Here is a 26599-nt window from a genome sequence, read left to right as displayed (position 1 = left end):
GGAGGGGTTCCACACGTACCCATCCCGAACACGACCGTTAAGCCCTCCAGCGCCGATGGTACTTGGACCGCAGGGTCCTGGGAGAGTAGGACGCCGCCAAGCAAAGCTTTATAATTAATATTCCCTGATAGCTCAGTTGGTAGAGCACTCGACTGTTAATCGAGTTGTCACAGGTTCGAGTCCTGTTCGGGGAGCCATTTGCTCTCATAGCTCAGTAGGTAGAGTGCATCCATGGTAAGGATGAGGTCACCGGTTCGATCCCGGTTGAGAGCTTGTTGTAGGATGGCCCGTTGGTCAAGGGGTTAAGACACCTCCCTTTCACGGAGGTAACAGGGGTTCGAATCCCCTACGGGTCATAAGCAATACGGAGGCTTAGCTCAGCTGGGAGAGCATCTGCCTTACAAGCAGAGGGTCGGGGGTTCGATCCCCTCAGCCTCCACCATTTTTTATTCAATTAAGAGGATGAAAAGTTGGGGAATTGTGAATCATATGCATATTGGGGATTAGCCAAGCGGTAAGGCAACGGACTTTGACTCCGTCATGCATAGGTTCAAATCCTATATCCCCAGCCATTGAGAGCCATTAGCTCAGTTGGTAGAGCACCTGACTTTTAATCAGGGTGTCGAAGGTTCGAGTCCTTCATGGCTCACCATTATATTACATGCGCGTGTGGCGGAATTGGCAGACGCACTAGACTTAGGATCTAGCGTCTTTGACGTGGGGGTTCAAGTCCCTCCACGCGCATATTGTTTTCGCGGACGTGGCTCAGCGGTAGAGCATCGCCTTGCCAAGGCGAGGGTCGCGGGTTCGATTCCCGTCGTCCGCTCCATATTTGCGCCCTTAGCTCAGCTGGATAGAGCGTTTGACTACGAATCAAAAGGCCGGGAGTTCGAATCTCTCAGGGCGCGCCATCTTTATAAAATGTATAATATCGGGATGTAGCTCAGCTTGGTAGAGCACCTGGTTTGGGACCAGGGGGTCGCATGTTCAAATCGTGTCATCCCGATACTAATTTGCGGGTGTAGTTCAATGGTAGAACTTCAGCCTTCCAAGCTGATAGCGTGGGTTCGATTCCCATCACCCGCTTAATGTTTACCTAGAAGCCGAAAGGCTTCTTTTTATTTTGTCCACATTATATCCACTTCGGTATATAGAGGCCGTTGCCAATGTATCTCTTTCATGCACAGCCGGGGATGAGTTGTGCATATTCTACATAGGCTCTTGTTGCCATCACGCCTAGATCCCGAAGTTCTCCTCCAATGGATCTCTTTCTCCTGTAGTAAGGGCTAATTTCGTGATCAAATCCCTTGAAAATAGGAATCCTATGATTGCTAACGATATGAATTCATGTTGATAACTCTAAAGTTGCCGCTTTGTTGTACACATTCTCTTCTTTTATGTGGGTAATAGCAGATGATTGGATGAAAAAACACATCTGTTGAATTGATTAGTAACTAATTTGTGTATATCTTTGTGGATAGAAGCTTAATTAGCCTCATGTTGTCAACAAATCATAAACATGTACACATAGTGATGCAAGATTTTTTGCTCTGGAAATCAGAGTGTTTATAAGAATTGTGTATAATATTTCATGAAATTCTTGGAATGTAGCGAATTAGGTTTATTTAATTTCATTTTTATGCATAAAAAACCAATATATTCTCAAAAAAAGTATTTAAAATACATGATTTTTTACTGTAAATTTTGCAGCTTTTCATACGTTTTTATTGTATGATGTTAAGAAAGTGTCAAATTTCGTGTGTATACGTACCTTTGCAACAAAACTGTATATGGTGTGGAACAGATCAGATGGGGGGAAAAGCATGACCGAGCTTACGTTAACCGCAAACAAAAACCAATCCAACAATCTGCTGCGGCGGGACGTTCGTTTTCTAGGGAATATTCTTGGTGAGGTTTTGGTTCATCAGGGTGGCAACGAACTTTTGGATATCGTGGAAAAAATACGTGAGACAAGTAAATCGTTACGTGCCGGGTATCAGCCGGAGTTGTATGAGAATTTCAAACAAATGGTCAGCGGACTGGATACGGATATTCGTCACCAGGTTATTCGCGCGTTTGCGATTTATTTTCAGTTGGTGAATATCGCTGAGCAAAACCATCGTATTCGTCGTAAGCGGGATTATGAGCATTCCGCTGGTGAAGATGTTCAACCCGGCTCCATTGAAAGTTCCGTTCAGGAGCTTAAGCAAGGGGGATTCTCTACCGAGGACGTTACCAACATGCTAGAGGAGCTCTCTCTGGAACTGGTTATGACCGCACATCCTACAGAAGCAACACGACGGGTAATCCTGGATATCCACAAGCGGATTTCTGAGGATGTCATGCTGCTGGATAATCCGATGCTTACCTTGCGTGAGCGGGAACAGGTACGGGAGAATCTGCTGAATGAAGTGATTACACTGTGGCAGACAGATGAGCTGCGTGACCGCAAGCCAACTGTATTAGATGAAGTAAGAAATGGAATGTATTATTTTCATGAGACTTTGTTTCATGTATTGCCGGATGTATACCAAGAATTAGAACGATGTTTAAGCAAATACTATCCCGAACAAAAATGGCACATTCCAACCTACCTGAGATTTGGCTCCTGGATTGGTGGAGATCGGGATGGCAATCCGTCTGTGACAGCTCATGTAACTTGGGAAACATTACGTATGCAACGCAAGCTGGCTTTGAGAGAATATCAGCACACACTGAAAGAACTTATGGGATACTTGAGCTTTAGCACTAGCATTGTGCGCGTTTCAGATGATCTGCTGGCTTCAATTGAAGAAGATCGTACGCATATTACGCTCAAAAAGATGGAAGTATGGCACAACGAAAAAGAGCCTTATCGGATTAAACTTGCATACATGATTGCCAAGGTGAATAACATTTTGGATGAAAACAAACAGGATACCAAGGAACGTTATAGCTCTGCTGAAGAGCTAATTGCAGACCTGAATGTTATTGATAACAGCTTGCGTCATCATTTTGCGGATTATGTTGCAGACACGTATATTCAAAAGATGATTCGCCAGGTAGAGCTATTCGGATTCCATACAGCTACACTGGATGTACGGCAGCATAGTCAGGAACATGAAAATGCGATGACTGAAATTCTTTCCAAAATGAATATCGTATCGGATTACGGTAAGTTGCCAGAGGAAGAAAAGATAGATCTGCTGGAAAAGCTGTTGAACGAACCACGTCCAATTACTTCGCCGTATTTAAAATATAGCGATAGTACGCAGGAATGTCTTGACGTATATCGCACGATTTATATGGCTCAGAAGGAATTCGGCAAGCAGTCCATTACAAGCTACCTCATCAGTATGACCCAGGGAGCCAGTGACTTGCTTGAGGTTATGGTGCTAGCCAAAGAAGTAGGGCTGTTCCGCATTGAAAAGGATGGTACTGTCGTATGTACACTGCAATCCGTTCCTTTGTTTGAAACGATTGACGATCTGCACGCTGCACCTAGTATTATGAGAAGATTGTTGAATTTGCCTGTATATCGGCAATCTGTAGCGGCGATGGATCAGCTTCAGGAGATCATGCTGGGGTACTCAGACAGTAATAAGGATGGCGGTGTGGTTACGGCCAACTGGGAGCTTCGGGTCGCTATGAACAGCATTACAGAAGTGGTTAATGAGTTTGGTGTAAAAGTGAAGTTCTTCCACGGTCGCGGAGGAGCATTGGGCCGCGGAGGAATGCCGCTTAACCGCAGTATCCTAGCTCAACCTCCTCATACGATTGGAGGCGGGATCAAGATTACGGAGCAGGGAGAAGTGCTCTCCTCCCGATACTCGCTCAGAGGCATTGCCTATCGGAGTCTAGAGCAGGCGACTTCAGCCTTGATCACGGCTGCTGCATATCATCGTTCCGGGAAGAAGGAAGTATTCGATGAAAGCTGGGAAGAGATCATTGCCCGTATTTCCGAGGTATCATTGAACAAGTATCAGGATTTGATTTTCCGAGATCCGGATTTCTTCGCTTTCTTCAAAGAATCGACACCGTTGCCTGAGGTGGGCGAACTGAATATTGGATCTCGTCCGTCCAAGCGTAAGAACAGCGAGCGTTTTGAGGACTTGCGCGCCATTCCATGGGTTTTTGCATGGACACAAAGTCGCTACTTGTTACCTGCATGGTATGCGGCTGGAACAGGCCTGCAAAGCTTTTATCAGAACAATGAGGATAACCTCAAGGTGCTGCAAACGATGTTTAAGGACTCGGCATTCTTCCGGTCCCTTATTGATACGCTGCAAATGGCGATTGCCAAAGCAGATTTGCTAATTGCTGAGGAATATGCGGGAATGTCCGATAATGAAGAGGCAAGACAGCGTATTTTCGGACAGATTTCAGCGGAGTTCAAGCTGACATCTGAACTGATTTTGAAAATAACCGGACAATCCGAGATTTTGGACGACGTGCCGGTTATTCAGGAATCTATCCGGTTACGTAATCCTTATGTCGATCCGTTGAGTTATTTGCAGGTTCAGTTGCTAAGTGAGCTACGCGAGCTGCGTGACCAAAATGGAGACGATGCTGAGCTGCTGCGTGAGGTATTATTGACCATTAACGGAATTGCCGCAGGATTAAGGAACACAGGCTGATACAGCCTGCTGTATGAACACAGGTAATCGGGCGCTCATGGAGTGCCCGATTGTGCTGTGTGAATAAAATATGACAGAAGAGTGTCCAGATGGTGTCAACACTATAGTTGATTTTCGGATAAAATTAAACTACGATGAATAATCATAAATATGCAATAGGTAACCCATCAGCAAGTCTGGGGGAGTATAGAGTGGATAATATGGAAAGCCGCTTGGTTAGGCTGGTACAGAAAGGTGATCAGCGGGCTTTTGCGGAGCTAGTCGAATTATATAAAGATCGGATTTTTCATCTTTCCTACCGGATGCTAGGTAATCGCCATGAGGCGGAGGATCTGGTACAGGAAACTTTTTTGCGTGTGTATCGCAATTTGGAGAAGTATGACCATGGACAGAAGTTCTCGACCTGGATTTACCGGATTGCTACAAATCTATGCATTGATCGTCTGCGAAGGAGAAAACCTACATACTCACTTGATGCTGAAATGAATGATCAGGAAGGTGTCGATGGGTACGCCATGCTCGCTAGCGAAGAGCTTACCCCTGAGGGGCGTACGTTGTTGTCCGAGACACAGGCCTTGATTCATGATGCCATTGACAGTCTTCCAGACAAATACAGGACGATAATGGTGTTGCGGTACTTGCAGGAGCTTTCCTTGCAGGAAATTAGCGATGTGCTTAATATTCCCGTGACTACGATTAAAACGAGGGTCCATAGAGGCCGGGATTTTCTACGCAAAAAATTAGAGCACAAGCTGTAAATTATGTGCTTAGGTACTTGGAAAGTACCTGCATAGATGTTTTTTATGAAACATAATGCTCCCTATAACGTATGTAAGAAGAGCAAAGCTCTAAGACGGAGCATGTTATGTTGAGAAACACGGAAGAATACTAGAAAGGATTGGCTCATATGGATTGCAAACAAGCCGTCTCTTTTATGCATGACTATCTAGATGGCGACCTGTCTGAGCGGGACAAACATGAGTTGGAACAACACTTGTTAGACTGCCCGGAATGTCGCATGCGTTTTAAAGAGCTGGAGCGGACGGATGCGATGCTTTATGGTACACGCCATTATCAAGTGCCGTGTGTATCGGATGAGCTGACATTTCGCATTATGAATGCTTTGCCGCCGCATAAAAGACAGACCGTGGCTCCTATGCTGTCTTGGGTGAAAAGGCATCCCGCTGTAACAGCTGCCGCCTTTTTTCTTATTGTTGTATGCTCAAGTATGGCCAGCTTTTCAAGCACGGATCATCAATTGGTAGTCAAAGGAAGCCATCTGGATCAAGTCGTTATTCAAGGCGATACTGTGATTGTGCCTGAAGGGAAATCCATTGCCGGAGATTTAACAGTGCAAAATGGTGAAGCCCGGGTATACGGCGATGTGGAAGGAAATGTAACTGTGATTGACGGTTCCTACTATCAAGCATCCACAGCTCATATTGCAGGACAGGTCAAAAGTATTGATCAAACCTTGGATTGGATTTGGTATAAAGTTTCTGATTTGTTCGAGGACCCGTCTTCTCCATAAAAGAAGCTTGAAATGACAAGAACGATATCGAGCGCCTCTTTCCGTTGGAAAAGGCGTTTTTTTGTATATGAAACTGGCGAATTGTACTGTATTTTACTGATTTTAGCGGTTCTTTTGTCGCACAGCTTGCAACGCGAGCCTTATCGTTATAACCTAGATAGAGAGAGCATACTGTGTACATACTACACCCACTCACTACAGAAAATTGCGGGGGCATGCGCATGTTGGATTATTTTGCGGACCTGACTTGGAAAGAGTCCATTAAAGATATTATCGACATTTTGATCGTTACCTATATTATGTATCAGCTTATTTTACTTGTTCGCGGAACGCGTGCAGTTCAATTGTTGAAAGGCATACTGTTTCTGGTCGTCATTTGGGCAGTTAGCACCTGGTTTGATTTGTACACGCTCAAGTGGTTGATGAACCAGATGTTCACTTTTGGCGTGGTGGCTATTTTCATTATTTTTCAGCCTGAGTTGCGTCGTGCTTTGGAACAATTGGGGCGAGGCAAACTATTTGGGCGTTCGTCTGCGGATGATGAAGAGATCAACAAGTTAATTGGAGAAATGATTAAGGCACTGAATTATTTATCACGTAAAAAAATAGGAGCTTTGATTGTATTTGAGCGCGAGACGGGGCTGAACGAATACACAGAGTCTGGTATCAAGACACAGGCAGTGGTCAGTTCTGAGCTGCTAATCAATATCTTTATCCCAAATACGCCTCTCCATGATGGTGCGGTGATTATTCAAAATAAGCAGATTGCTTCTGCAGCTTGCTATTTACCGTTGTCGGAAAATCCGTTCATCAGCAAGGAGCTGGGAACCCGTCACCGGGCCGCGATTGGGGTGAGCGAGGTAACGGATGCCGTAACTGTCGTGGTATCGGAGGAAACAGGGCAAATTTCTTTGGCTATTAATGGACAGGTCGTGCGCGACATTAAGGAAGAATCCTTAATTTCCAAGCTGTATGAGGAGCTGCGGCCAACACCGTCTCTGAAAGAAAAACGCGGCTCATTCTGGAATCGGAGGGGAGGCCGTGGAAATTCATGATGGACAAATGGATTAACAATAATACGATTTCCAAAATATTGGCGCTTGCCGTTGCCGTGATGCTGTGGGGAATGGTTCATCTGGATACAGGGACACCTTCTTCGACGCTGACCGTTTCTTATGATAATAAGGTGATTGATAATGTGGCCATTCAGGCCAGTGGTCTGGATGAGTCCAAATATGTGTTGTCTACGATGGATACTGACCATGTAAGGATGGAGGTCAGAGGACAGCGTTCTGTACTGACTTCTTTTTTTGCAGATAATTATCAGGCAAAATTAAATCTAGGCGGTTTAGGAGCAGGCACCAGAACATTGTCACTCGAACCGGATTTACCGGATGGGGTGGAACTGGTATCCATGACTCCAAATCGTGTTACAGTAACGATTGAGGAAAAACAAACGAAATCTTTTAATGTTTCTATTGTGCCCAAAGGCAACCCGGATGCTGGCTTGCAGCTTGGCAAGCCTGTGATTACTCCACAAACCGTGAAGGTGACCCTACCCAAAAGTCAGTTGAGTACCGTGACTGCGGTACAGGGGGCCGTCGATACGGATGGCATCACAGAGAAATTCGAGCAGAAGCGTGTAAAACTGAGGGCATATAACAAAAAGGGGCAAGAACTTACAGGAGCCGTTATCGAGCCATCTACAGTGTCCGTCGAGATTCCGGTAGCACAGCAGGCAAAGTCTGTGCCTGTTAAGATCGTCTATTCGGGAGATTTACCAGACGGACTGGCACTTTCCAAGGTAAGTGCAAACATGAAGGAAGCCGCCGTATATGCATCACAGGATGTATTGAGCAGCCTCAGTTCCTACGTCACAGCCACCGTGGATCTCAGTCAATTTACGGAAGCGGGGACGCGTACAGTCCAAGCTAATTTGGCAGCGCCCGCCGGTTCTGATAAAATCGAGCCAGGCTCGATACAAATTGAGGTGACAGTCGTTCCTTCCAATCAGGTCACAGATACGGAACGAACGCTCACTGGCATTCCAATCGTTTTACAAGGTGCAGGGGATGGAACTATTGCTACCATTACAGCGCCCACTAGCAAGACGATGGATGTTACTGTGAAGGGACCGCAGGATATGGTAAGCAATCTAACCAATGATGATATTAGTCTGGTGGCAGACATAAGTGGCCTCGCTGCTGGTCAGCATGAGGTTACGTTGCAGATAGGCCTGCCTAAATATATTACGCAAGCCGGGAATGCCGACCAGCTAAAGGCAACAGTAAACATTGTAGGCCCTTCAACGCCTGCTGTAACGAATCCGAGTAATGAGAATGAATCAAATCCTTCCGGTAGTGGCGACAAGGGTCAGGAGAGGCCTGAGGAGGGGCAAAACGGTCAGGGCGGATACTCTAATGCTAATTCCGGGGGGAATGCAGCTGCGGAGGATAAGACAAGTCCTCATAACGGCGCAGATTCTTCTGCAAATGGAGCCCCGGAGAACAGTCAGCCATAACATGTTTTATCTGTAGTAGATACTCAAGAATTATTAGACAAAAGGGAGTCATTTTACATGGGGAAATATTTTGGTACAGATGGTGTACGAGGTATTGCTAATCAGGAGCTTACAGCAGAGCTGGCATATAGCATTGGCCGCTGCGGCGGATACGTTTTAGCAGGTAATGTGGAGAAACCAACCGTTGTTATTGGTATGGATACACGTGTGTCTGGCCTGATGCTGGAATCGGCGCTTGTAGCCGGTTTGCTGTCTATTGGGGCTAACGTAGTTCGTCTGGGGATTGTTTCGACGCCGGGTGTTGCTTATCTCACACGTCAATTGAAAGCCGACGCGGGTGTAATGATTTCTGCTTCCCATAATCCGGTGGAAGACAACGGGATTAAGTTTTTTGGCGGCGACGGGTTCAAATTGACGGATGAAACAGAATTGAAAATCGAAGAGTTGATGGATGCGAAAGAAGACCAACTGCCTCGTCCGATTGGTGGAGGATTGGGTACGGTTGTTGTAGACGAGCATTCCCGCTACGATTATTTAGAGTTTTTGAAGACAACAATTAGTCATTCTTTTGAAGGACTCAAAATTGTACTGGATTGTGCAAATGGAGCAGCTTATGAGCTGGCACCAAAGCTTTTTACGGAATTGGGAGCCGAAGTTCATACAATTGGTGCAGAGCCAAATGGGCTGAATATCAATGATCATTGCGGCTCGACTCATCCTGAAAAGCTGAAGGAAGAAGTACTCCGTCTGAAAGCGGATATTGGTCTGGCCTTTGATGGCGATGCTGATCGTCTGATTGCGATTGATGAGAACGGAGAAGAGGTAGACGGTGACTATATCCTTTGCATTTGCGGGGATGCAATGAACCGTGCTGGAAAGCTCAAGGACAGCACCATTGTATCGACCGTGATGAGTAATATCGGTTTTTATAAAGCTACGGAAAAGCTGGAACTCAAGACCGCAAAGACTGCGGTCGGGGACCGTTATGTCATGGAGGAAATGCGCCGGGGCGGCTTTAATCTGGGCGGCGAGCAGTCTGGCCATGTTATTTTCCTGGATCATAATACGACAGGCGATGGTATGCTGACCGGGATTCAACTGGTAGATACCCTGAAGGCTTCTGGCAAAAAGATGAGTGAACTGAAATCGCTCATGAAACAGTATCCGCAAGTGCTGGTTAATGTGCGTGTACAGGATAAACGTAATTACGAGGGGAATCCTGCTATTGCAGAAGCGATTGAGCAGGTGGAACAGCAATTGGGGGATAATGGGCGTGTACTGGTCCGTGCATCAGGTACAGAATCGCTTATTCGTGTAATGGCAGAAGGCCCGGATAAGGATGAGCTGGAGCAATTTGTCGGACAGATCGTAGATGTCGTCAAAAAAGAATTAGTTTAAAATTTTGTAAACGTGGTTGCCTGTAGAAAAAGAGCGGGCAGCCGCGTTTGCGGTTATATATTTTCCATTGAATCGTAACCTATATAGGTAAATATGAATAAAGTGTTATTGCCAAATGAGACGGAGCTGAATATAATATAGGGATGTTGTGACTCAAATAGAGAAAGCGAGGGTTGTAAGGTAACGTAATACAAGCGCCAGAGCTTGATTTTGTGCGGGGGAACTTGGTGGGTAAGCAATGCATCAGTTAGGGGATATGCTGCTCACAAATCGGTTCACGACAAAGCAAGCTGACGAGGTGAAGGTGTTCGAAACATTCGGCGGGGACCTTCCGGTGAAGCATTAAGCCGTAAACCGGCAGCGGAAAATAAACAGGCAACTGTTTACACAACGCACCGGTAGATGCCATATTATTTTATAACCTAAATTATAAGATTCATTTCATGAATGTGCGGCCATCATCATTGGCGTGCGCGGTTTAGGAATTTCGTTGCATTCGTGAAGAGATGCCTGTAATTTTTATAGTTATTATTGACAACTTCATAGATGAATGAACTTTATTCCTCAATCTACCGCACACGTTAGTCCTGTGATGCGTCGTCCTGTGAAATGATGATCGGGAGGATAACGAATATGTGTGGCATTGTAGGATATATTGGTGATCAGAATACGCAAGAGGTATTGATTGACGGATTGAAAAAGCTGGAGTACCGTGGTTATGACTCTGCGGGTATTGCCGTTTTTACAGATTCAGGACTGCAAGTAGCCAAAGCTAAAGGTCGTCTGGCGAATTTGGAAGCCAAGCTGGATGGTGCGCCATTGCTAGGCCATGCAGGTATTGGGCATACACGTTGGGCAACGCACGGTAAGCCTTCAGATGAAAATTCCCATCCACATATGGATGAGAGCCAAAAGTTCTCTGTAGTTCATAACGGGATTATTGAGAACTATCTGGAACTGAAGGAGCAGCTGATCAGCGAAGGTCATACCTTTATTTCCGAAACGGATACGGAAGTTATTTCCCATCTGATTGCGCGTGAATATAAAGGAGATATCGTTAAAGCGGTACAAAAAGCAATTACCTTTATGCGCGGTGCTTTTGCCCTGGGTGTGCTGACAGAACATGAACCTAACAAGCTGGTAGCTGTTCGTCAAGCGAGCCCGCTGGTTATTGGTGTGGGAGAAGGCGAGAACTTTATCGGTTCTGACATTCCGGCTATTCTGAAATATACACGCAATGTATTTATTTTGAACGATGGCGAAATGGCTGTTTTGACCAGTGATGCCGTCGAATTAATGACTATCGAAGGCCAATTTATTTCTCGGGAAATGATTCATGTCGAATGGGATGCCGTAACAGCGGAAAAAGGCGGCTATGAGCATTTCATGTTGAAAGAAATTCACGAGCAGCCTAAGGCTTACCGTGATACGATGTTGGGCCGTATCGATAAAGAAACTAAAAAAGTCGTTCTTCCTGAGTTAAAGCTTACAGAAGAACAAATTAAAAATATCCGCAACATTCAAATCGTTGCTTGTGGTACAGCCTACAATGCTGGTTTGATTGGTCGTACGGTTATTGAAGGTCTGGCTCGTATTCCGGTGGAAAACGACGTGGCTTCCGAGTATCGCTACCGTTCCCCTATCGTAACACCAGAAACATTAGTGATCGTGGTGAGTCAATCCGGTGAAACTGCCGATACATTGGCAGCACTGCGTGAAGCACAAGCAAATGGGGCTCATGTACTGGCGATTACAAACGTAGTTGGCAGTTCCATTGCCCGTGATGCAGATGATGTGTTGGTTACACTGGCAGGACCGGAAATTGCCGTAGCCTCCACCAAGGCATATTCTTCGCAGTTGATTGCCTTTTATCTGTTTGGTCTGTATCTGGCTCAAGTACGAGGCACACAAACAGATGAGCAAGTAGCTCATGTGTTGGCCGCTATGGAATCACTGCCAGAGCAAGTGGAAGAAATGCTGGGTAAAGCAGATTCGATCAAAGCCTATGCTGAGCAAATTGCGAGCCACAAGCACCTGTTCTTTATCGGGCGCGGTCAGGACTATGCCGTAGTACAGGAAGGCTCCTTGAAGCTCAAGGAAATTTCCTACATTCATTCTGAGGCTTATGCTGCGGGTGAACTGAAGCATGGTACACTAGCATTGATCGAAGACGGAATTCCGGTTATCGCTTTGGTAACACAGGAATCCGTGCTGGAGAAAACCGTGAGCAACATTAAGGAAGTCAAGGCTCGTGGCGGCGACGTACTTGCAATCACGTATGAAGAGCATGCTGTTGAGTTGCTGAAATCTGTGGATCAAGTATTTGCAATTCCGAAGACACTTCCGATTCTGTCGGCTGCCATTTCAGTTGTAGCTCTCCAACTGTTGGCTTACTATGCTTCCCTTGCACTGGGGCATGATGTCGACAAACCACGCAACCTGGCGAAAAGTGTTACTGTAGAATGATCATAAGCAGTAATTGAGTTATTTGTGTCTGGTGATAAAAAAGTGTGGAACCAGTAAAAAAAGTCTGGAACTAGTCATTTTACAAACATCAAGAAAGATCCCGATGATATATCGGGATCTTTTTAGCTTAGGAGGGCAATTATGTCTACAATAGGCCGACGAATTCGAACTATTAGAAAAACAAACAACTTAAATCAAATAAAGTTTGCAAATATAATTGGAGTTTCTCAAGGAACGTTGAGTGAGCTGGAGCAAGATAAATACAGACCCTCTCTTGATATAATTATAGCAATTAAAGAAAACTTCAATTCCCATATAGAGTGGTTAATCTTTGGAGATACGCCTATATCAAAGAACACTATTTTTAATTTAGCCATTGAAGCTCAGGAATTAGAACTTATTTCTTTGTTTCGAGAACTTACTAAAGAAGATAGAGATGAAATTATTGATTTTATAAAACTGAAGATTGTTCGGTACTAATCTTTCACGGGAGTTCCTTAATAATATGTCTTAGAAATACTCATTTTAATTTTGGTACATAAAAGTCACGAATTATCCGTATACCGATTATTCCTGGCATTTATGCATAAAAAAATTAACAATGACTATAATATGAATAGAGAAAGGAGTGTAATAATTCATGTCACTAAATTCACTTAGCATATTTGATATTGCTTTTGTAACACCCCACGGTATCTGTTTTCAGCAAGTTTTTTATACTTGCTCAAGAGCCATACGTGAGAAATGGTTTGAAAGAGCTTTGAAAGAAGGCGGTTGGAACCTCAGCATTAGATATACCCCAACTGATCTAAAATCAATTTACATAAGAAATGAATTTGAAGATTATGAAGAATGTAGATTGGTGGTAAAAGAATCATTACAAGATCTTATCATAGAGACCTATTTACAGAGTGTGCAACTAATGAAACTTGCAAAAGAAATATTGAAAGATTATCAATAAAAGTAGACTTTAGGGTAAAAAGACAGTCCCATCACATAGTTTCAAGTAATTATAAAAGGAGGTTTTAAAATGAGGCGCTACCTCTTTAAGTGATAAATTAATGGACGCTAAAATTTTCTATTTACTATACTTTTTCTTCAAAGGAGAGACAAAATGCTCCATTAAAAAGGTAATATTTTTACCGATTAGATTCAAATCTTCTTGTTCTAATACCTGCCCATTTAATTCAATTCGAAAACCAGCATTTAGAAATGCTAAAAAATCAAAGGATTTTTTGATTTTCTCGTTATTAAGGTCCGAATGAATTGTATCAATTGAGTCCAAAAAGTAAGGGAACGTCATTTGATTAGCAATACAAAGTAAATAATCGGTTGTAACATCAAAAACCTTTGCTAAAGATATTAAATGGTTAATTTCAGGCCGTGCTATATTTCGCTCCCAATTAGAAACAACCTGTTTAAGTTACCCCGATTTTATTAGCAAGTTCCTCTTGTGTCCATTTATGGAGTAGTCTTAAATTTCTACATCGCTGTCCCAAAGTATTCATGAGTTCACCTCTATTGAGAATATCAAATAGGTTTTAACCCGACCCATCTGCTTACTAATTATAGCTACTTATAGCCCATATTATAGCTTATTCATACCCTACTGTACCCTACGAGTAGCCTATGAATAGGCTACGAAGTAAAATATAGCTAAAAAATATTACTTTGCTATTGTATAAAGCTGTGAGTTGTTATATTCTACATTTGTATTTTGAAGTAAAACTAAAATATATCTTAGGAGTAGAAAAAGATAACTGAACTTTACTCTGATTTAGTAGTTCTAAAAAGAAGGTGAATAATGAGCAAAATTCGATCAAGTAGCTCTATAGCATCTATTCAACGGAAAATCAAAGAAGGAAGAGGTCAAGGCCACTTTTCGGAATATAAACCTTGGTTGACTGTACATGATGTACCTTCAATAGGGATAGTTACTCGAATTCTTGGTTGGAAAAGTGGTCGACTTCACCATTATCTGTCTGAACACTTTGAACTGGCACATCATTACCAAATGGAGTGGTCAGAGCAAGTGATTGATATTCGCAAACAATCTCCTTTATTACCCTTAGATAAAACCCTCTATATTGCACAAAAGTTAGGCATTAAACATCCAACTGACCCCAAGAATAAGCTTCCCATCATTATGACTACAGATATGTTACTTACAGTAAAACAAGAAGAAAGTATAAAATTTATTGCACATTCTATCAAACCTTCTAACAAGTTGACAAAACGAGTTGTAGAGAAATTACAGATTGAAAAAGAGTTCTTTAAAGACCAAAAGATAGAGGGGGCACTTATTACGGAAAGGCAGATAAACTACAATTTAGTCAGGAATGTCGAATGGCTTCATATGAGGGAAAACCTCACGTACAGTTTGATGAGGAGGGGCAGAATTTATCTGCCCTTTACTTTAGCAGAGGCGCAGTTAAGACGGCGGGATACAAAACTATGCCGGCTGCCATCCGGGCGGACGCTGCGGCCAGCTTCCAGCCGGGCAGTCATCAGGTGTTCCAACCGAGTATCCAACGGATTTTCCAGCAGAATATCCAGCTGACATCCAGTCCCGTTTCCAGCCAGGCTTCCAGAAATTCGTCAGGTAATCATGTTAAGTTATCGCAAAGCGCAAGGATTCGGAGCACCGGCAGAGAATGTCTATAGGGAAGATCCCCCAAATCGCCGGCACCCCGCCTGAATGTCGACACGCGTCGAATTCCTCGATTGATGGCAAACTATTCCCAGCGTTTCTTCTCCATTCGCTCTTTTTAGGCAAAATATTAACACCTTATGTTGGACAGACCAAATTTTACTAAAGTTTTACTATACATTCTTGGAAATTTTGATATAATTCTACCTAGGTCACCTTTCCAATTATGATAGAAAATAGAATTGGATGGTTTTTATACCTATCCAAGCTGTACGCGAGAGACCAGTCCACTGGCTACCCAGCAAGCTGGCATGCGGGGACCGACAATTGTGGAAAATGACAGTCGAGAATATGTTGCTCCATGACGTCAGAAGGTTCAGAAAGGATGAGCCAACCTTATCCCAATTCCGATGGAGGATGAAGCGCGTGAGCATTTTTGAAAAGCTGGAATCCAACGTAAGATCTTACTGCAGAAGCTTTCCGGTGGTATTCGACCGGGCCAAGGGAGACCTGTTATATTCTGAGGACGGAAGAGCATATATTGATTTTTTTGCAGGTGCCGGGGCACTGAATTACGGTCATAACAACGATTATATCAAGGACCGGGTTCTCGATTACTTGACCTCCGACCGGATTATGCACGGTCTGGATATGTATACAATGGCCAAGCGCGAATTCATCCAGAGCTTCTCGGAGCGGATCCTGGAGCCGAAGAAGCTGAATTACAAGCTTCAATTCTGCGGTCCGACGGGGACGAACGCGGTGGAAGCGGCCCTTAAGCTCGCACGCAAGGCGAAGAAGAGAACCGGGATATTCGCATTCATGGGCGGCTTCCACGGCATGTCGCTCGGCAGCCTGTCGGCGACAAGCTCCAAGTCCATGAGGGAAGGGGCGGGGCTTCCTCTGGGCGGAGTTACGTTCATGCCGCACCCGAGCGGGACTTTCGCAGAAATGGATACGCTCGGCTATATCGAGAATATACTGACTGATTCGCACTCCGGAATCGACAAGCCGGCCGCCATCCTGCTTGAAACGGTACAAGCCGAAGGCGGAATTCACGTCGTCGACGCGCAGTGGCTGCGCGGGCTGCAGCAGCTTTGCCGCAGGCACGATATCCTGCTCATTACCGACGAGATTCAAGTCGGCTGCGGCCGGACAGGCGAATTCTTCTCCTTCGAACGTGCGGGGATCGAGCCAGATCTCATTACCCTGTCGAAGTCGATCAGCGGGTACGGCCTGCCAATGTCCCTCCTGCTGCTGAAGCCCGAACTGGATCTCTGGACGCCGGGCGAGCACAACGGCACCTTCCGCGGCAACCAGCTCGCTTTTGTGGCCGCCAAGGCCGCTCTCGAGTTCCGGGACAGAGCCGCCCTGGAAGCCCAGGTGAAGCAGAAGGAAGAGTTTATGCGCTCGTTCCTTGACAAAGAAATCAAGCCTCTGCATCCGTCCATCGCCATCCGCGGACTCGGCCTGATCTGGGGCATTGACGTCTCGGGCTTCACGGATGAAGCCGGGGCGAAGCGGATGACGGAGATCAGCTTCGAGAACGGGCTCATCATTGAAAGAGCCGGCAGAGGAGACCGCGTGCTGAAGATCATGCCTCCGCTGACCGTCTCGATGGAGCATCTGGCCGCCGGCTGCGACATTATCAAGTCCAGTATGCAGCAGGTGATCTCTCAGGAGACCCAGGATTTGCTGGTAACGACCTAAGCTCGGCCAAGCCGGTGGCCGCCCCGGCAAGAGGCACGGAAGTGCCTTCCGGGGGCCGTGCGGCCCTGATGTTAAGATAACGTTTTCACCCCATTGGAAGATTTTCTCCCCATGCTGCCTGCGGTACCGTCAGGCAGCATGGAATTCACCGCCAATCCAAGGGCTGTCCCGTTCATGCTATACGGAGCATTCTTGAGCCTCATGCAGCACCATCGTCACATCTAATCGTCAGGAAAAGCTCACTACCCCGCAGCCGGATCTTTACTTATCCACACCAGGCGGGGGAATACACAAATCGTACATAGAGTGTATCAATATCCCTTAAACATTGGCTTCGACAAAGGCAGCTCCGGTGCCGAATCCGGAGGTACGGCCGACTTCCTGCTGGCCGGCCGGAACCCTACAGCAAGCCTTACATCGATGGGAGTAACATCCCTTGTCCACCCCCAAATCCAATTCCGAACCCAATGTTAAACCAAAGCCCGTCTTCGGGCGGCTCGTCCGCAGCAAGCATATTGAAGCAGAGGAGCCGGAAGCAGCCGCATCTCTTGCTTAGAACGATGCTCTTTGTTGTCTTTCACGCAATGTGAGCCGAGCGGGACAGCTGCTAGGCAGAGGATTGCCGCATGCGATCAACCGGGCAAGCGAAGCGGTGACCTGGCGAAAGCCATTGATATTGTTGTCACATGTTTGAAAAGGCGGGGAGCGTTGCTGCGGCATATGCTCCGCCGAATTGCTTTTACCGATGAAGAGAGGGGAACGATCCAGGTGGCTTTTGAAAAAGAAACGTTGTTTTGGAACGAAAAATTCGGTAGCGACGATTATACCTTGACGCGGCTGCCTTACAGCAAAGCTCCAAGCTCCTTGGCGCCCATTATGACAACCGTCGGCGGTTCGCTTTCGGAGGAAGCGGCGCAGCGCGTCCTTCAAATGAGCAAGGGCGCTCCGCTGGCCATTTTTATGATTTTGCTCGCCGGTGTTCAGTCGCTCTTGCATAAATATACAGGCGCTTCTGACATTCTGGTCGGCATGCCGGTTGTACGGAAACCGACGGAGACGCGCCGATCCGTTAATCATACGGTCATTTTGAAAAACTCGCTTTCGGCGGGTGCGACTTTTAAAACGCTTCTGAGCGAGCTGAGGACTTCCTTGCCGGAAGCGATTCAGCATCAACATATTCCGTTCTTGAAAATGACGGAGAAGCTGGACCTGCAATATGCAGACGGGATACCCGTCGTCCATACGCTAGTATCCCTTAAGGAGCTGCATCTGGACGAAATCGGGCAAAACGTGGTCACGGATTGTTCCTTTGAATTCAGCTTAACCGGCGGAACGATACAGCTAGCGCTGTCATATAACGAGCACTTATATGACTCCGAGTTCATGACTCGGGTCGTCGGCCATCTGAATCGCCTGCTGGCCGTGGGGCTTTACGAGTTGGAGCTGGACATCGTGCGGGCGGACATGCTGTCGGAGGACGAGAAATTTCAATTGCTGCAAAGCTTTAACGATACCGAGAAGGACTATCCCCGTGATCGGACGATTCATCAGCTCGTGGAGGAGCAGGCGAAGCGGGTGCCCGAAGCGACGGCGGTTGTCTTCGAGGGGCGGCGGCTTTCGTACGCGGAGCTGAACGAACGGGCGAACCGGCTGGCGCGGACGCTGCGATCGGTCGGCGTGCTGCCCAATCAGCTGGTAGGCTTGATGGCCAGGAGATCGCTGGAGACGGTCGTTGGCATTCTGGCGGTTCTGAAAGCTGGCGGTGCCTACGTGCCGATCGACCCGGAATACCCGGAAGAACGCATCCGCTACATTCTGGAGAACTCGAACGCGCAGCTGCTGCTGACTCAAAGGGAGCTGCTGCAGCAGGTGCCGTTCGAAGGGACCGTGGTGGCGCTGGATGACGAGCAGGCCTACAGCGACGATGGCTCGAACCTGGAGCCGGCCAGCGGTCCGAATGATCTGGCTTATGTCATCTATACGTCAGGTACGACGGGCAAACCCAAAGGGGTCATGCTGGAGCATCGCGGGCTGGTCAGCCTGAAACTGACGTTTGCCCATACGCTTCACACGACCGAACAGGATCGAGTGCTGCAATTCGCCAGCCTATCGTTCGATGCGTCGTGCTGGGAGATGTTCAACGCTCTGTATTTCGGGGCGGCCTTATATATACCGTCAACCGAGACGATTTTGGATGATCAACTGTTCGAACGTTTCATGAACGAGCATGCAATTACAATCGCCACTTTGCCGCCAACTTATGCAGCTTATTTGAATTCAGACCGCCTGCCGAGTCTGAGCAGGCTCATCACGGCGGGCTCCGCCGTTTCAGCCGAATTCGTGCAGCAGTGGAAAGACAAGGTGCAGTACTATAACGCGTACGGTCCGACGGAAGCCTCGATCGCCACATCCGTGTGGGCGGCGTCTACGTATGACACCGAACGCAGAGCGATACCGATCGGACGTCCGATCTGGAACCATCGCTTGTATATACTGGGCGCACTAAATCAGCTGGCGCCTATCGGAGTAGAGGGAGAATTATGCATCGCGGGCGTCGGCCTCGCCCGGGGATATTGGAACCGGCCGGATCTGACGGCGGAGAAATTCATCGAACACCCGTTTGAGCCTGGAGAGAGACTTTACCGGACGGGCGACTTGGCCCGCTGGCTGCCGGACGGAAATATTGAGTACTTGGGTCGGATCGACCATCAGGTGAAAATCCGTGGATTCCGGATCGAGATCGGCGAGATTGAAGAGCAGCTTCTGAAGATCGACTCCGTGCAGGAGACGATCGTAATCGCGCGGGAAGGCAAAAGCGGGCAAGAACTGTGCGCTTACCTGGTCGCGGGCCACCCGCTTACGCTCGGCGAGCTGAGAAGCGCGCTGGCGCAAAAATTGCCGAATTACATGATTCCGGCGCATTTTGTTCAGCTTCCGCGGATGCCGCTCACGCCGAACGACAAAATCGACCGCAAGGCTTTGCCTGCTCCGGAAGGAAACGCGCTGACCGGCGGCGCGTACGTAGCTCCTCGCAATGAAGCCGAGCGGACGCTTACCGATGTGTGGCAGGCGGTATTGAACGCCGATCGCGTTGGGGTAACGGATCATTTCTTCGAGCTGGGCGGAGACTCGATCAAGTCCATTCAAGTATCTTCGCGGCTTCATCAAGCCGGGTACAAGCTGGAAATCCGGGATTTGTTCAAATATCCGACTATTTCACAGCTCAGCCTGCATGTGAAACCGATCGGACGTACCATCGATCAAGGCGAAATAACGGGTGAAACGGCGCTGACGCCGATTCAGCATTGGTTTTTCGAGAGCTCCTTTGCGGACCCGCATCATTTCAACCAGTCGGTGATGCTGTACCGGAAGGAACGCTTCGACGAAGAGACGGTGCGTCAGGTGCTGCAAAAGCTGGCTGAGCATCATGACGCCTTGCGGATGGTATTCCGCAAGACGGAACAAGGGTTTAGCGCGCGGAACCGCGCGATTCAGGAAGGCGGGCTGTTCACGCTGGATGTGTTCGACTTCAAGGATGCGGAGAATACCGCGCAGGCTGTGGAAGCGAAGGCAACGGACATTCAAGCGGGCATCGATCTGGAGAACGGGCCCCTCGTGAATGCGGGACTGTTCCGGTGCGCAGACGGCGATCATTTGCTGCTCGCGGTTCATCATGCCGTGGTGGACGGCGTGTCTTGGCGCATTTTGATGGAGGATTTCGTCCTGGGTTACGAGCAGGCCGGCAAAAGCGAGGAAATTCGTTTCCCGGCGAAAACGGATGCGTACCGCACTTGGTCCGAGCAGCTGGCCGCTTACGCGCAAAGCCCGGAGATGGCGAAGGAACGGGCCTATTGGCAGGCCGTGGAACAAATTGCGGTTCCGGCCATGCCGAAGGATCTAGAGGCGGACGTTACGACGCAGCAGGACAGCGAATCGCTGTTCGTCCGTTTGACTCCCGAAGAAACGGAGCTACTGCTGAAGCGGGTTCACCGGGCCTACAACACCGAAATGAACGATATTTTGGTAACGGCGCTCGGCATAGCCGTTCGCAAGTGGACGGGACACGAACGGGTGCGGATCAATCTCGAAGGACACGGACGCGAATCGATCGGAACGGATATCGACATCACGCGCACAGTCGGCTGGTTTACGACCAAGTTTCCGGTCGTCCTGGAGCCGGAAACCGACCGGGATTTGGCCTATCAGATTAAACAGGTCAAGGAAAGCTTGCGCCGCATTCCGAACAAGGGGCTTGGATACGGCGTATGCCGCTATCTCTCCAAATCGGAGGATGGCTTTGATTGGGGCGCAGAGCCGGAAATTAATTTTAACTACCTCGGCCAGTTCGACGATGATGTCAATCAGGACGAGATCGGCATATCTTCTTATTCCAGCGGCAGCCCGGCCAGCGACCGGCAGGCCCGCAGCTTTGTGCTGGATATCAACGGCATGGTGCTGGACGGCGCTTTATCGCTTGATCTCAGCTACAGCCGGAAGCAGTATCGCAAGGAAACGATGGAAGCCTTCGCTCAGCGGCTTGAGCAAAGTCTCCGAGAGCTCATTACCCACTGCGCAGGCAAAGAAAACACCGAATTGACGCCGAGCGACGTGCAATTTAAAGGCTTGACCATCGCGGAATTGGAGCAAATCGCCCAGCGCTCGGGCCATCTCGGGGAAATCGAAAATATTTACTCGCTTACGCCGATGCAGAAGGGCATGTGGTTCCACAGCGCGCTTGACCGGCAAACGGCCGCTTACTTCGAGCAGACGCGGTTTACGATGCGGGGAGCACTCGACGTCCAGCTTTTCGAGAGGAGCTGGATGGAGCTTGCGAAACGTCATCTGGTGCTGCGGGCGAATTTTGTGAAAGGACCGGCGGGCGAGCCGCTGCAAATCATATACCGCGACAAGCCGGTCGGCTTTGAATATGAAGAGCTACTTCATTTGCAGGTGGACGAGAAACAAGCGTATTTGGATAAAAAGGCCGAGGATGACAAGCTTCGCGGCTTCGACATGGAACATGACGCGCTCGTTCGGGTTACGATCCTGCGCACCGAAGAGCAAAGCTATCATGTGCTGTGGAGTTTCCAGCATATTTTGATGGACGGCTGGTGCCTGCCGCAGCTGACGCAGGAGCTGTTTGAGACGTACTCGGCCTTGGCATCCGGCAAGCAGCCAGCGGGAGATAAGGGATCGGATTATGGCGCTTATATCGAATGGTTGGAGAAACAGGACGATCAGGCGGCATCTGGCTATTGGACGGCATTCCTGGCAGGTTATGAAGGGCAAACCGTACTCCCGGGACAAAAGGAACCGGCGCCGAACGGCAGATTTACGGCTGATCACGTCACCGCCGAGCTGGGCAAGGACTTGAGCGAGCGGATGGACCGGGTGGCGAAACAGCGCTTGGTTACGGTCAATACGCTGCTGCAAGCCGCTTGGGGCGTGATGCTGCAAAAATATAACGGAACAAACGATGCCGTATTCGGCAGCATTGTGGCCGGAAGACCGGCGGAAATCCCGGGTATCGAGTCCATGATCGGGCTGTTCATCAATACGGTGCCGGTCCGCGTCACGAGCGAAGCGGACACCGTGTTCGCCGACCTGATGGCGAAGCTCCAAGAGTGGGCGCTGGAGTCCGGGCGTTATGATTACTATCCGCTGTATGAAATTCAAGCCCGCAGCGTGCAAAAGCAGAACCTGATCAACCATATCATCGCTTTCGAGAACTATCCGGTGGACGAGCAGATGGAGCAGGTGGGCGACCAGCAGCACGGCGACCTGACGATCGCTGACGTTCAGATGGAGGAGCAGACGAACTATAACTTCAACGTGACCGTGGTGCCGGGAGCCGAGATCGAAATTCGGTTTGACTTTAACGCCGAAGTGTTCGATAAAGACAGCATCGAGCGGCTCAAGGGGCATCTCGTCCATCTGCTGGAGCAGGTGACGGATAACCCGGAAATTACCGTGGGCGAGCTGGAACTTGTGACGGAGGCGGAAAAGGCCGACCTTCTCGGACGTTTTAACGACACCACCACGGAATTTCCGCGCGGGAAGACGCTCATTCAATTGTTCGAAGAGCAAGCGGAGCGCATCCCGGATGCAGCCGCCATCTCCTTGAATGAGCAAGAGCTGACCTACCGCGAGCTGAACGAACGCGTCAACCGCCTTGCCCGTACCTTGCGTAGCCACGGGATATCCAAAGGCCGCCTGGTCGCCATTATGGCTGAGCGTTCCATCGAAATGGTGGTGGGCATGCTGGCGGCACACAAAGCCGGAGCGGCTTACGTACCGATTGACCCGGAATATCCCGAGGAGCGTATCCGTTTCTTGATCGAGGATTCGGGAGCGCAGGTCATGCTGACGCAAAGCCGCTTGCGCGAGCGCCTGGCGGGTTCGGACTCCGTGATCTTACTGGATGACGAGTCCTTCTATCCCGAGGACGGCACAAATCTAAATCCGGGCACCGAAGCGACGGATCTGGCCTGCGTCATCTATACGTCAGGCACGACGGGCAAGCCGAAAGGCAACCTTGTTTCGCACCGCAACATCGTGCGGATCGTGCGAAATACGAATTATATCGACATCACCGAGCGGGATCATGTCCTCCAGCTTTCGAGCTATTCGTTCGACGGAGCGATTTTCGATATTTTCGGCGCTTTGACCAACGGGGCGCGGCTGGTGCTGGTTTCCCGCGAGACTTTGCTGGAAATCGGCCGGCTGGCGGATCTCATCCAGCGCGAGCGCATCTCGGTCATGCTGATTACGACGGCTTTCTTCAACGTCCTTGTAGATGTGAACGTCGACTGCCTGCGGGATGTCCGGGCGATTTTGTTCGGAGGAGAGCGCGTGTCGGTCGGCCATGTGCGTCAAGCGCTCGCCCATATCGGACCGGGCAGGCTCAACCACCTGTACGGCCCGTCGGAAAGCACGGTTTATACCACGTACCTTCCGGTCGACTTTGTCGATGAGTCGGCGGTTACCGTACCCATCGGACGGCCGATCAGTAATACGACGGTGTATATCGTCGACAGCCGGAATAAGCTTCTGCCGATCGGCGTGGCCGGGGAGCTTTGCGTCGGCGGAGAAGGCTTGGTACGGGGCTACAATAACCGGCCGGAGCTGACGGCGGAGAAATTTGTGGACAATCCGTTTGTGCCGGGAGAGCGCATGTACCGGACGGGGGATTTGGCGAAATGGCTGCCGGACGGCACGATCGAATACGTGGGACGGACGGACGACCAAGTGAAAATCCGCGGCTTCCGCATTGAGCTGGGCGAGATCGAAGCTCAGCTTCAGAAAGTGGAGGGAATTCGGAAAGCGACGGTATTCGCGAGGGAAGACGCCTCCGGCGAGAAGCAGCTTTGCGCCTATTATGAAGCGGACCGCGAGCTTCCGGCGGCCGAGCTGAAGAGCGTGCTTTCCCAGGAACTGCCGGCCTATATGATTCCGGCGTACCTGATCCAGTTGGAGCGGCTCCCGCTGACGACGAACGGCAAGGTCGACCACCGATCACTCCCGGCGCCGGAGGAGAGCTTGCAGCCGGGCGAAGAACGTACTCCGCCTCGGACTCCGCTGGAAGCCAGCTTGGCGGGAATTTGGAAAAGCGTGCTCGGACTGGAGCACATCGGGGTTCATGACAACTTCTTCGACCTGGGCGGCCATTCCCTGCGGGCGACGACACTGGTGAGCAAGGTGCATCAGGAGCTGAACGTCGAGCTGCCTCTGCGCGACGTATTCCGCTACTCGACGATCGAAGAGATGGCTCTCGCCATCTCCCGGATCGGAGAGCAGTCGTTCTCGTCGATTCCGCTGGCGGGCGCAAGAGCATATTATCCGCTTTCCTCAGCTCAGAAGCGGCTGTTTATCCTGAATCAGCTGGAAGGGGCCGATCAGAGCTACAACATGCCGGGCGTGCTGCTGCTGGAAGGATCGATTGACCGGAGCCTGCTGGAGAAGGCTTTCCGCGGACTGATCGCACGGCACGAAACGCTGCGAACCGGCTTTGAGATCGTACAAGGCGAAGCTGTACAGCGCATTTACGAGAGCGTCGACTTTGCCGTCGAGTACCGTCATGCGAGCGAGGAAGAAGCGCCTGAAGTCGTGCAGGCCTTCATCCGGCCTTTCGACTTGGCGAAGCCTCCGCTGCTGCGGGCGGAGCTCGTAGAGCTGGCAGCCGAACGTTATTTGCTGATGTTCGACATGCACCATATCGTCTCCGACGGGGTTTCGATGGACGTGTTAGTCGAGGAATTCGTTCGTCTGTACGGCGGCGAGTCATTAGAGCCTTTGCGCATTCAATACAAGGACTATGCGGTATGGCAGCAGTCGGACGAGCAAAAAGTGCAGTTGAAACGCGAGGAAGCTTACTGGCTGGACCGTTACCGGGGCGAGCTGCCGGTTCTGGAAATGCCGACGGACTATCCGCGTCCTGCCGTGCAGAGCTTTGAGGGACAAACGCTGACGTCCTTCGTGGACGAGGCAACGAACGAAGGCTTGAAGCAGCTGGCCGCTCAAAGAGGAACGACGCTGTATATGGTGCTGCTTGCGGCATATACCGTGCTTTTGCATAAATACACAGGTCAGGACGATTTGATCGTCGGAACGTCGATTGCGGGCAGAACGCACGGAGACACGCAGCCTTTGATCGGAATGTTCGTCAATACGCTGGCGCTCCGCAATTATCCGGCTTCGGAGAAGACCTTCCTGTCGTATCTGGAAGAAGTGAAAGAAACGACCTTAGGCGCTTACGAGCATCAGAATTATCCGTTCGAAGAGCTCGTCGATAAAGTGCAGGTCAGCCGGGATTTGAGCCGCAACCCGCTGTTTGACACGATGTTCTCCCTGCAAAACTTGGAGAATAAAGAGTTTGAGCTGGAAGGGCTGAAATTGTCCCCGTACCCTAGCGAATACGGCACGGCCAAGTTCGACCTGAGTGTGGATGTTACGGAAGAAAACGGCGGCCTGGAGTGCAGCTTTGAATTCGCAACGGCTCTTTATAAAGAAAGCACGATCCGGCGGCTGTCGACTCATTTCGGACATTTGCTTACGGCGATCGTAAGCCGTCCGGATGCGAAGATTGCCGAGCTGAACTTGTTGACGGCAGAGGAAAAAGAGCAAATTCTCGGCGCGTTTAACCCGGCGCAGCCGGAAGCGGCTCCTGCGGCCGCGTTCCACCGTCTGTTTGAGGAACAGGCGGAGCGCACGCCGGAAGAGGCGGCCGTCGTGTACGAGAACGACCGGCTGACGTATGCGGAGCTGAACGAGCGGGCGAACCGCTTGGCGGCCACGCTGCGCGCAAGCGGCATCGGCCGGGAGACGATCGTCGGCATTCTCGCCGAGCGTTCGGTGGACTTGCTGGTGGCCGTGCTGGCCGTCTGGAAAGCGGGCGGGGCGTATGTGCCGCTCGACCCGGATTATCCGGCGGACCGCGTGCGGTTCATGCTTGAAGACAGCGGAGCGAAGGTGCTGCTGACGCAAACGCCGCTGCGAGAGCGTGCCGAAGCCTGGCTCGGCGAAGAGGAGCTGGCGCTGGCGGCGGTGCTGTACCTGGACGACGAAGCGTCGTACAGCGAGGAGCGGGCGAATGCGCCGATTGGCTCCGGCATTGTCTCCGGCAAGCTGACGGATGCTGTGGACGACGGCGATGAGAGCCATCAGAATGTTGGCACCGACAGCTTCCATGAAGCCCGTCCGGAGGATCT

Annotated in this window: 13 protein-coding genes, 11 tRNA genes and 1 rRNA gene; 24 read left to right on the top strand and 1 reads right to left on the bottom strand. The window is 49.4% G+C overall.

The annotated features are described in order from the left end of the window. From rrf to LCF57_RS23325, 21 genes are all read left to right on the top strand, one after another. Positions 1 to 102: ribosomal RNA gene (gene rrf / locus LCF57_RS23425) — 5S ribosomal RNA — on the top strand; the annotation flags it as partial. Positions 103 to 121: 19 nt separating this feature from the next. Next, positions 122 to 197: transfer RNA gene (locus tag LCF57_RS23420), tRNA-Asn, on the top strand. A gap of 3 nt (positions 198 to 200) precedes the next feature. Continuing rightward, positions 201 to 273 (top strand) — tRNA-Thr (locus LCF57_RS23415). 11 nt (positions 274 to 284) lie between these two features. Then, a tRNA-Glu gene (locus tag LCF57_RS23410) sits at positions 285 to 356 on the top strand. 10 nt (positions 357 to 366) lie between these two features. Beyond that, positions 367 to 442, top strand: a tRNA-Val gene (locus LCF57_RS23405). A 55-nt stretch (positions 443 to 497) separates the two neighbouring features. Next, positions 498 to 572 (top strand) — tRNA-Gln (locus LCF57_RS23400). A 4-nt stretch (positions 573 to 576) separates the two neighbouring features. Beyond that, positions 577 to 652 (top strand) — tRNA-Lys (locus LCF57_RS23395). Between the two features lie 11 nt (positions 653 to 663). After that, positions 664 to 744, top strand: a tRNA-Leu gene (locus tag LCF57_RS23390). A 10-nt stretch (positions 745 to 754) separates the two neighbouring features. Next, a tRNA-Gly gene (locus LCF57_RS23385) sits at positions 755 to 829 on the top strand. Positions 830 to 834: 5 nt separating this feature from the next. Then, a tRNA-Arg gene (locus LCF57_RS23380) sits at positions 835 to 911 on the top strand. A 21-nt stretch (positions 912 to 932) separates the two neighbouring features. Next, a tRNA-Pro gene (locus tag LCF57_RS23375) sits at positions 933 to 1006 on the top strand. Between the two features lie 9 nt (positions 1007 to 1015). Continuing rightward, positions 1016 to 1086 (top strand) — tRNA-Gly (locus LCF57_RS23370). Positions 1087 to 1823: 737 nt separating this feature from the next. Continuing rightward, positions 1824 to 4616 (top strand): phosphoenolpyruvate carboxylase, encoded by a 2793-nt coding sequence (ppc, locus tag LCF57_RS23365; protein ID WP_226002857.1) that lies wholly within the window; start codon positions 1824 to 1826, stop codon positions 4614 to 4616. 191 nt (positions 4617 to 4807) lie between these two features. Further along, positions 4808 to 5374: an RNA polymerase sigma factor SigW gene (gene sigW / locus LCF57_RS23360; RefSeq protein ID WP_025720879.1), complete on the top strand. Its 567-nt coding sequence runs from the start codon at positions 4808 to 4810 to the stop codon at positions 5372 to 5374. A 149-nt stretch (positions 5375 to 5523) separates the two neighbouring features. After that, the gene (locus LCF57_RS23355) at positions 5524 to 6147 is read left to right on the top strand and encodes a zf-HC2 domain-containing protein (protein ID WP_226002856.1); all 624 of its coding nucleotides are present in this window, start codon (positions 5524 to 5526) and stop codon (positions 6145 to 6147) included. Positions 6148 to 6368: 221 nt separating this feature from the next. Continuing rightward, positions 6369 to 7202 carry a diadenylate cyclase CdaA gene (gene cdaA / locus LCF57_RS23350; RefSeq protein WP_226002855.1) on the top strand — a complete coding sequence of 278 codons (834 nt, stop codon included), beginning with the start codon at positions 6369 to 6371 and terminating at the stop codon, positions 7200 to 7202. Next, complete coding sequence (locus tag LCF57_RS23345; RefSeq protein WP_226002854.1) at positions 7199 to 8668, top strand: YbbR-like domain-containing protein; 1470 nt, start codon at positions 7199 to 7201, stop codon at positions 8666 to 8668. The genes cdaA and LCF57_RS23345 overlap by 4 nt, the downstream gene beginning before the upstream one ends. Positions 8669 to 8725: 57 nt before the next feature. Further along, positions 8726 to 10066 carry a phosphoglucosamine mutase gene (glmM, locus tag LCF57_RS23340; protein WP_226002853.1) on the top strand — a complete coding sequence of 447 codons (1341 nt, stop codon included), beginning with the start codon at positions 8726 to 8728 and terminating at the stop codon, positions 10064 to 10066. Between the two features lie 633 nt (positions 10067 to 10699). Further along, positions 10700 to 12532 carry a glutamine--fructose-6-phosphate transaminase (isomerizing) gene (gene glmS / locus LCF57_RS23335; RefSeq protein WP_226002852.1) on the top strand — a complete coding sequence of 611 codons (1833 nt, stop codon included), beginning with the start codon at positions 10700 to 10702 and terminating at the stop codon, positions 12530 to 12532. A gap of 141 nt (positions 12533 to 12673) precedes the next feature. Next, positions 12674 to 13012 carry a helix-turn-helix domain-containing protein gene (locus LCF57_RS23330; protein ID WP_226002851.1) on the top strand — a complete coding sequence of 113 codons (339 nt, stop codon included), beginning with the start codon at positions 12674 to 12676 and terminating at the stop codon, positions 13010 to 13012. 160 nt (positions 13013 to 13172) lie between these two features. Next, complete coding sequence (locus LCF57_RS23325; RefSeq protein ID WP_226002850.1) at positions 13173 to 13493, top strand: hypothetical protein; 321 nt, start codon at positions 13173 to 13175, stop codon at positions 13491 to 13493. 117 nt (positions 13494 to 13610) lie between these two features. On the opposite strand, the gene LCF57_RS23320 is transcribed toward LCF57_RS23325, so the two are convergent. Beyond that, the gene (locus tag LCF57_RS23320) at positions 13611 to 13817 is read right to left on the bottom strand and encodes a hypothetical protein (protein WP_226002849.1); all 207 of its coding nucleotides are present in this window, start codon (positions 13815 to 13817) and stop codon (positions 13611 to 13613) included. A gap of 519 nt (positions 13818 to 14336) precedes the next feature. Between LCF57_RS23320 and LCF57_RS23310 the strand changes: the two genes are divergently transcribed. The 3 genes from LCF57_RS23310 to LCF57_RS23300 form a co-directional block, all read left to right on the top strand. Then, positions 14337 to 15092: a TnsA endonuclease N-terminal domain-containing protein gene (locus tag LCF57_RS23310; RefSeq protein ID WP_226002848.1), complete on the top strand. Its 756-nt coding sequence runs from the start codon at positions 14337 to 14339 to the stop codon at positions 15090 to 15092. A gap of 516 nt (positions 15093 to 15608) precedes the next feature. Continuing rightward, a complete protein-coding gene (gene ectB / locus LCF57_RS23305; protein WP_226002847.1) occupies positions 15609 to 16892 on the top strand; it encodes a diaminobutyrate--2-oxoglutarate transaminase in 1284 nt (427 codons plus the stop codon). A gap of 720 nt (positions 16893 to 17612) precedes the next feature. Continuing rightward, on the top strand, positions 17613 to 26599 hold an 8987-nt coding region (locus LCF57_RS23300; protein ID WP_413232222.1), incomplete at its 3' end, for an amino acid adenylation domain-containing protein.

Source organism: Paenibacillus sp. BJ-4 (assembly GCF_020404765.1).
GTDB lineage: Bacteria > Bacillota > Bacilli > Paenibacillales > Paenibacillaceae > Paenibacillus.
Note: the sequence above shows the minus strand (reverse complement) of the source record. Positions and strands in the feature narration are given on the sequence as shown.

Coding starts and splice junctions, on each gene's coding strand:
- ppc (WP_226002857.1), top strand. CDS start 1,824: ATGACCGAGCTTACGTTAACCGCAAACAAAAACCAATCCAACAATCTG.
- LCF57_RS23355 (WP_226002856.1), top strand. CDS start 5,524: ATGGATTGCAAACAAGCCGTCTCTTTTATGCATGACTATCTAGATGGC.
- cdaA (WP_226002855.1), top strand. CDS start 6,369: ATGTTGGATTATTTTGCGGACCTGACTTGGAAAGAGTCCATTAAAGAT.
- LCF57_RS23345 (WP_226002854.1), top strand. CDS start 7,199: ATGATGGACAAATGGATTAACAATAATACGATTTCCAAAATATTGGCG.
- glmM (WP_226002853.1), top strand. CDS start 8,726: ATGGGGAAATATTTTGGTACAGATGGTGTACGAGGTATTGCTAATCAG.
- glmS (WP_226002852.1), top strand. CDS start 10,700: ATGTGTGGCATTGTAGGATATATTGGTGATCAGAATACGCAAGAGGTA.
- LCF57_RS23330 (WP_226002851.1), top strand. CDS start 12,674: ATGTCTACAATAGGCCGACGAATTCGAACTATTAGAAAAACAAACAAC.
- LCF57_RS23325 (WP_226002850.1), top strand. CDS start 13,173: ATGTCACTAAATTCACTTAGCATATTTGATATTGCTTTTGTAACACCC.
- LCF57_RS23310 (WP_226002848.1), top strand. CDS start 14,337: ATGAGCAAAATTCGATCAAGTAGCTCTATAGCATCTATTCAACGGAAA.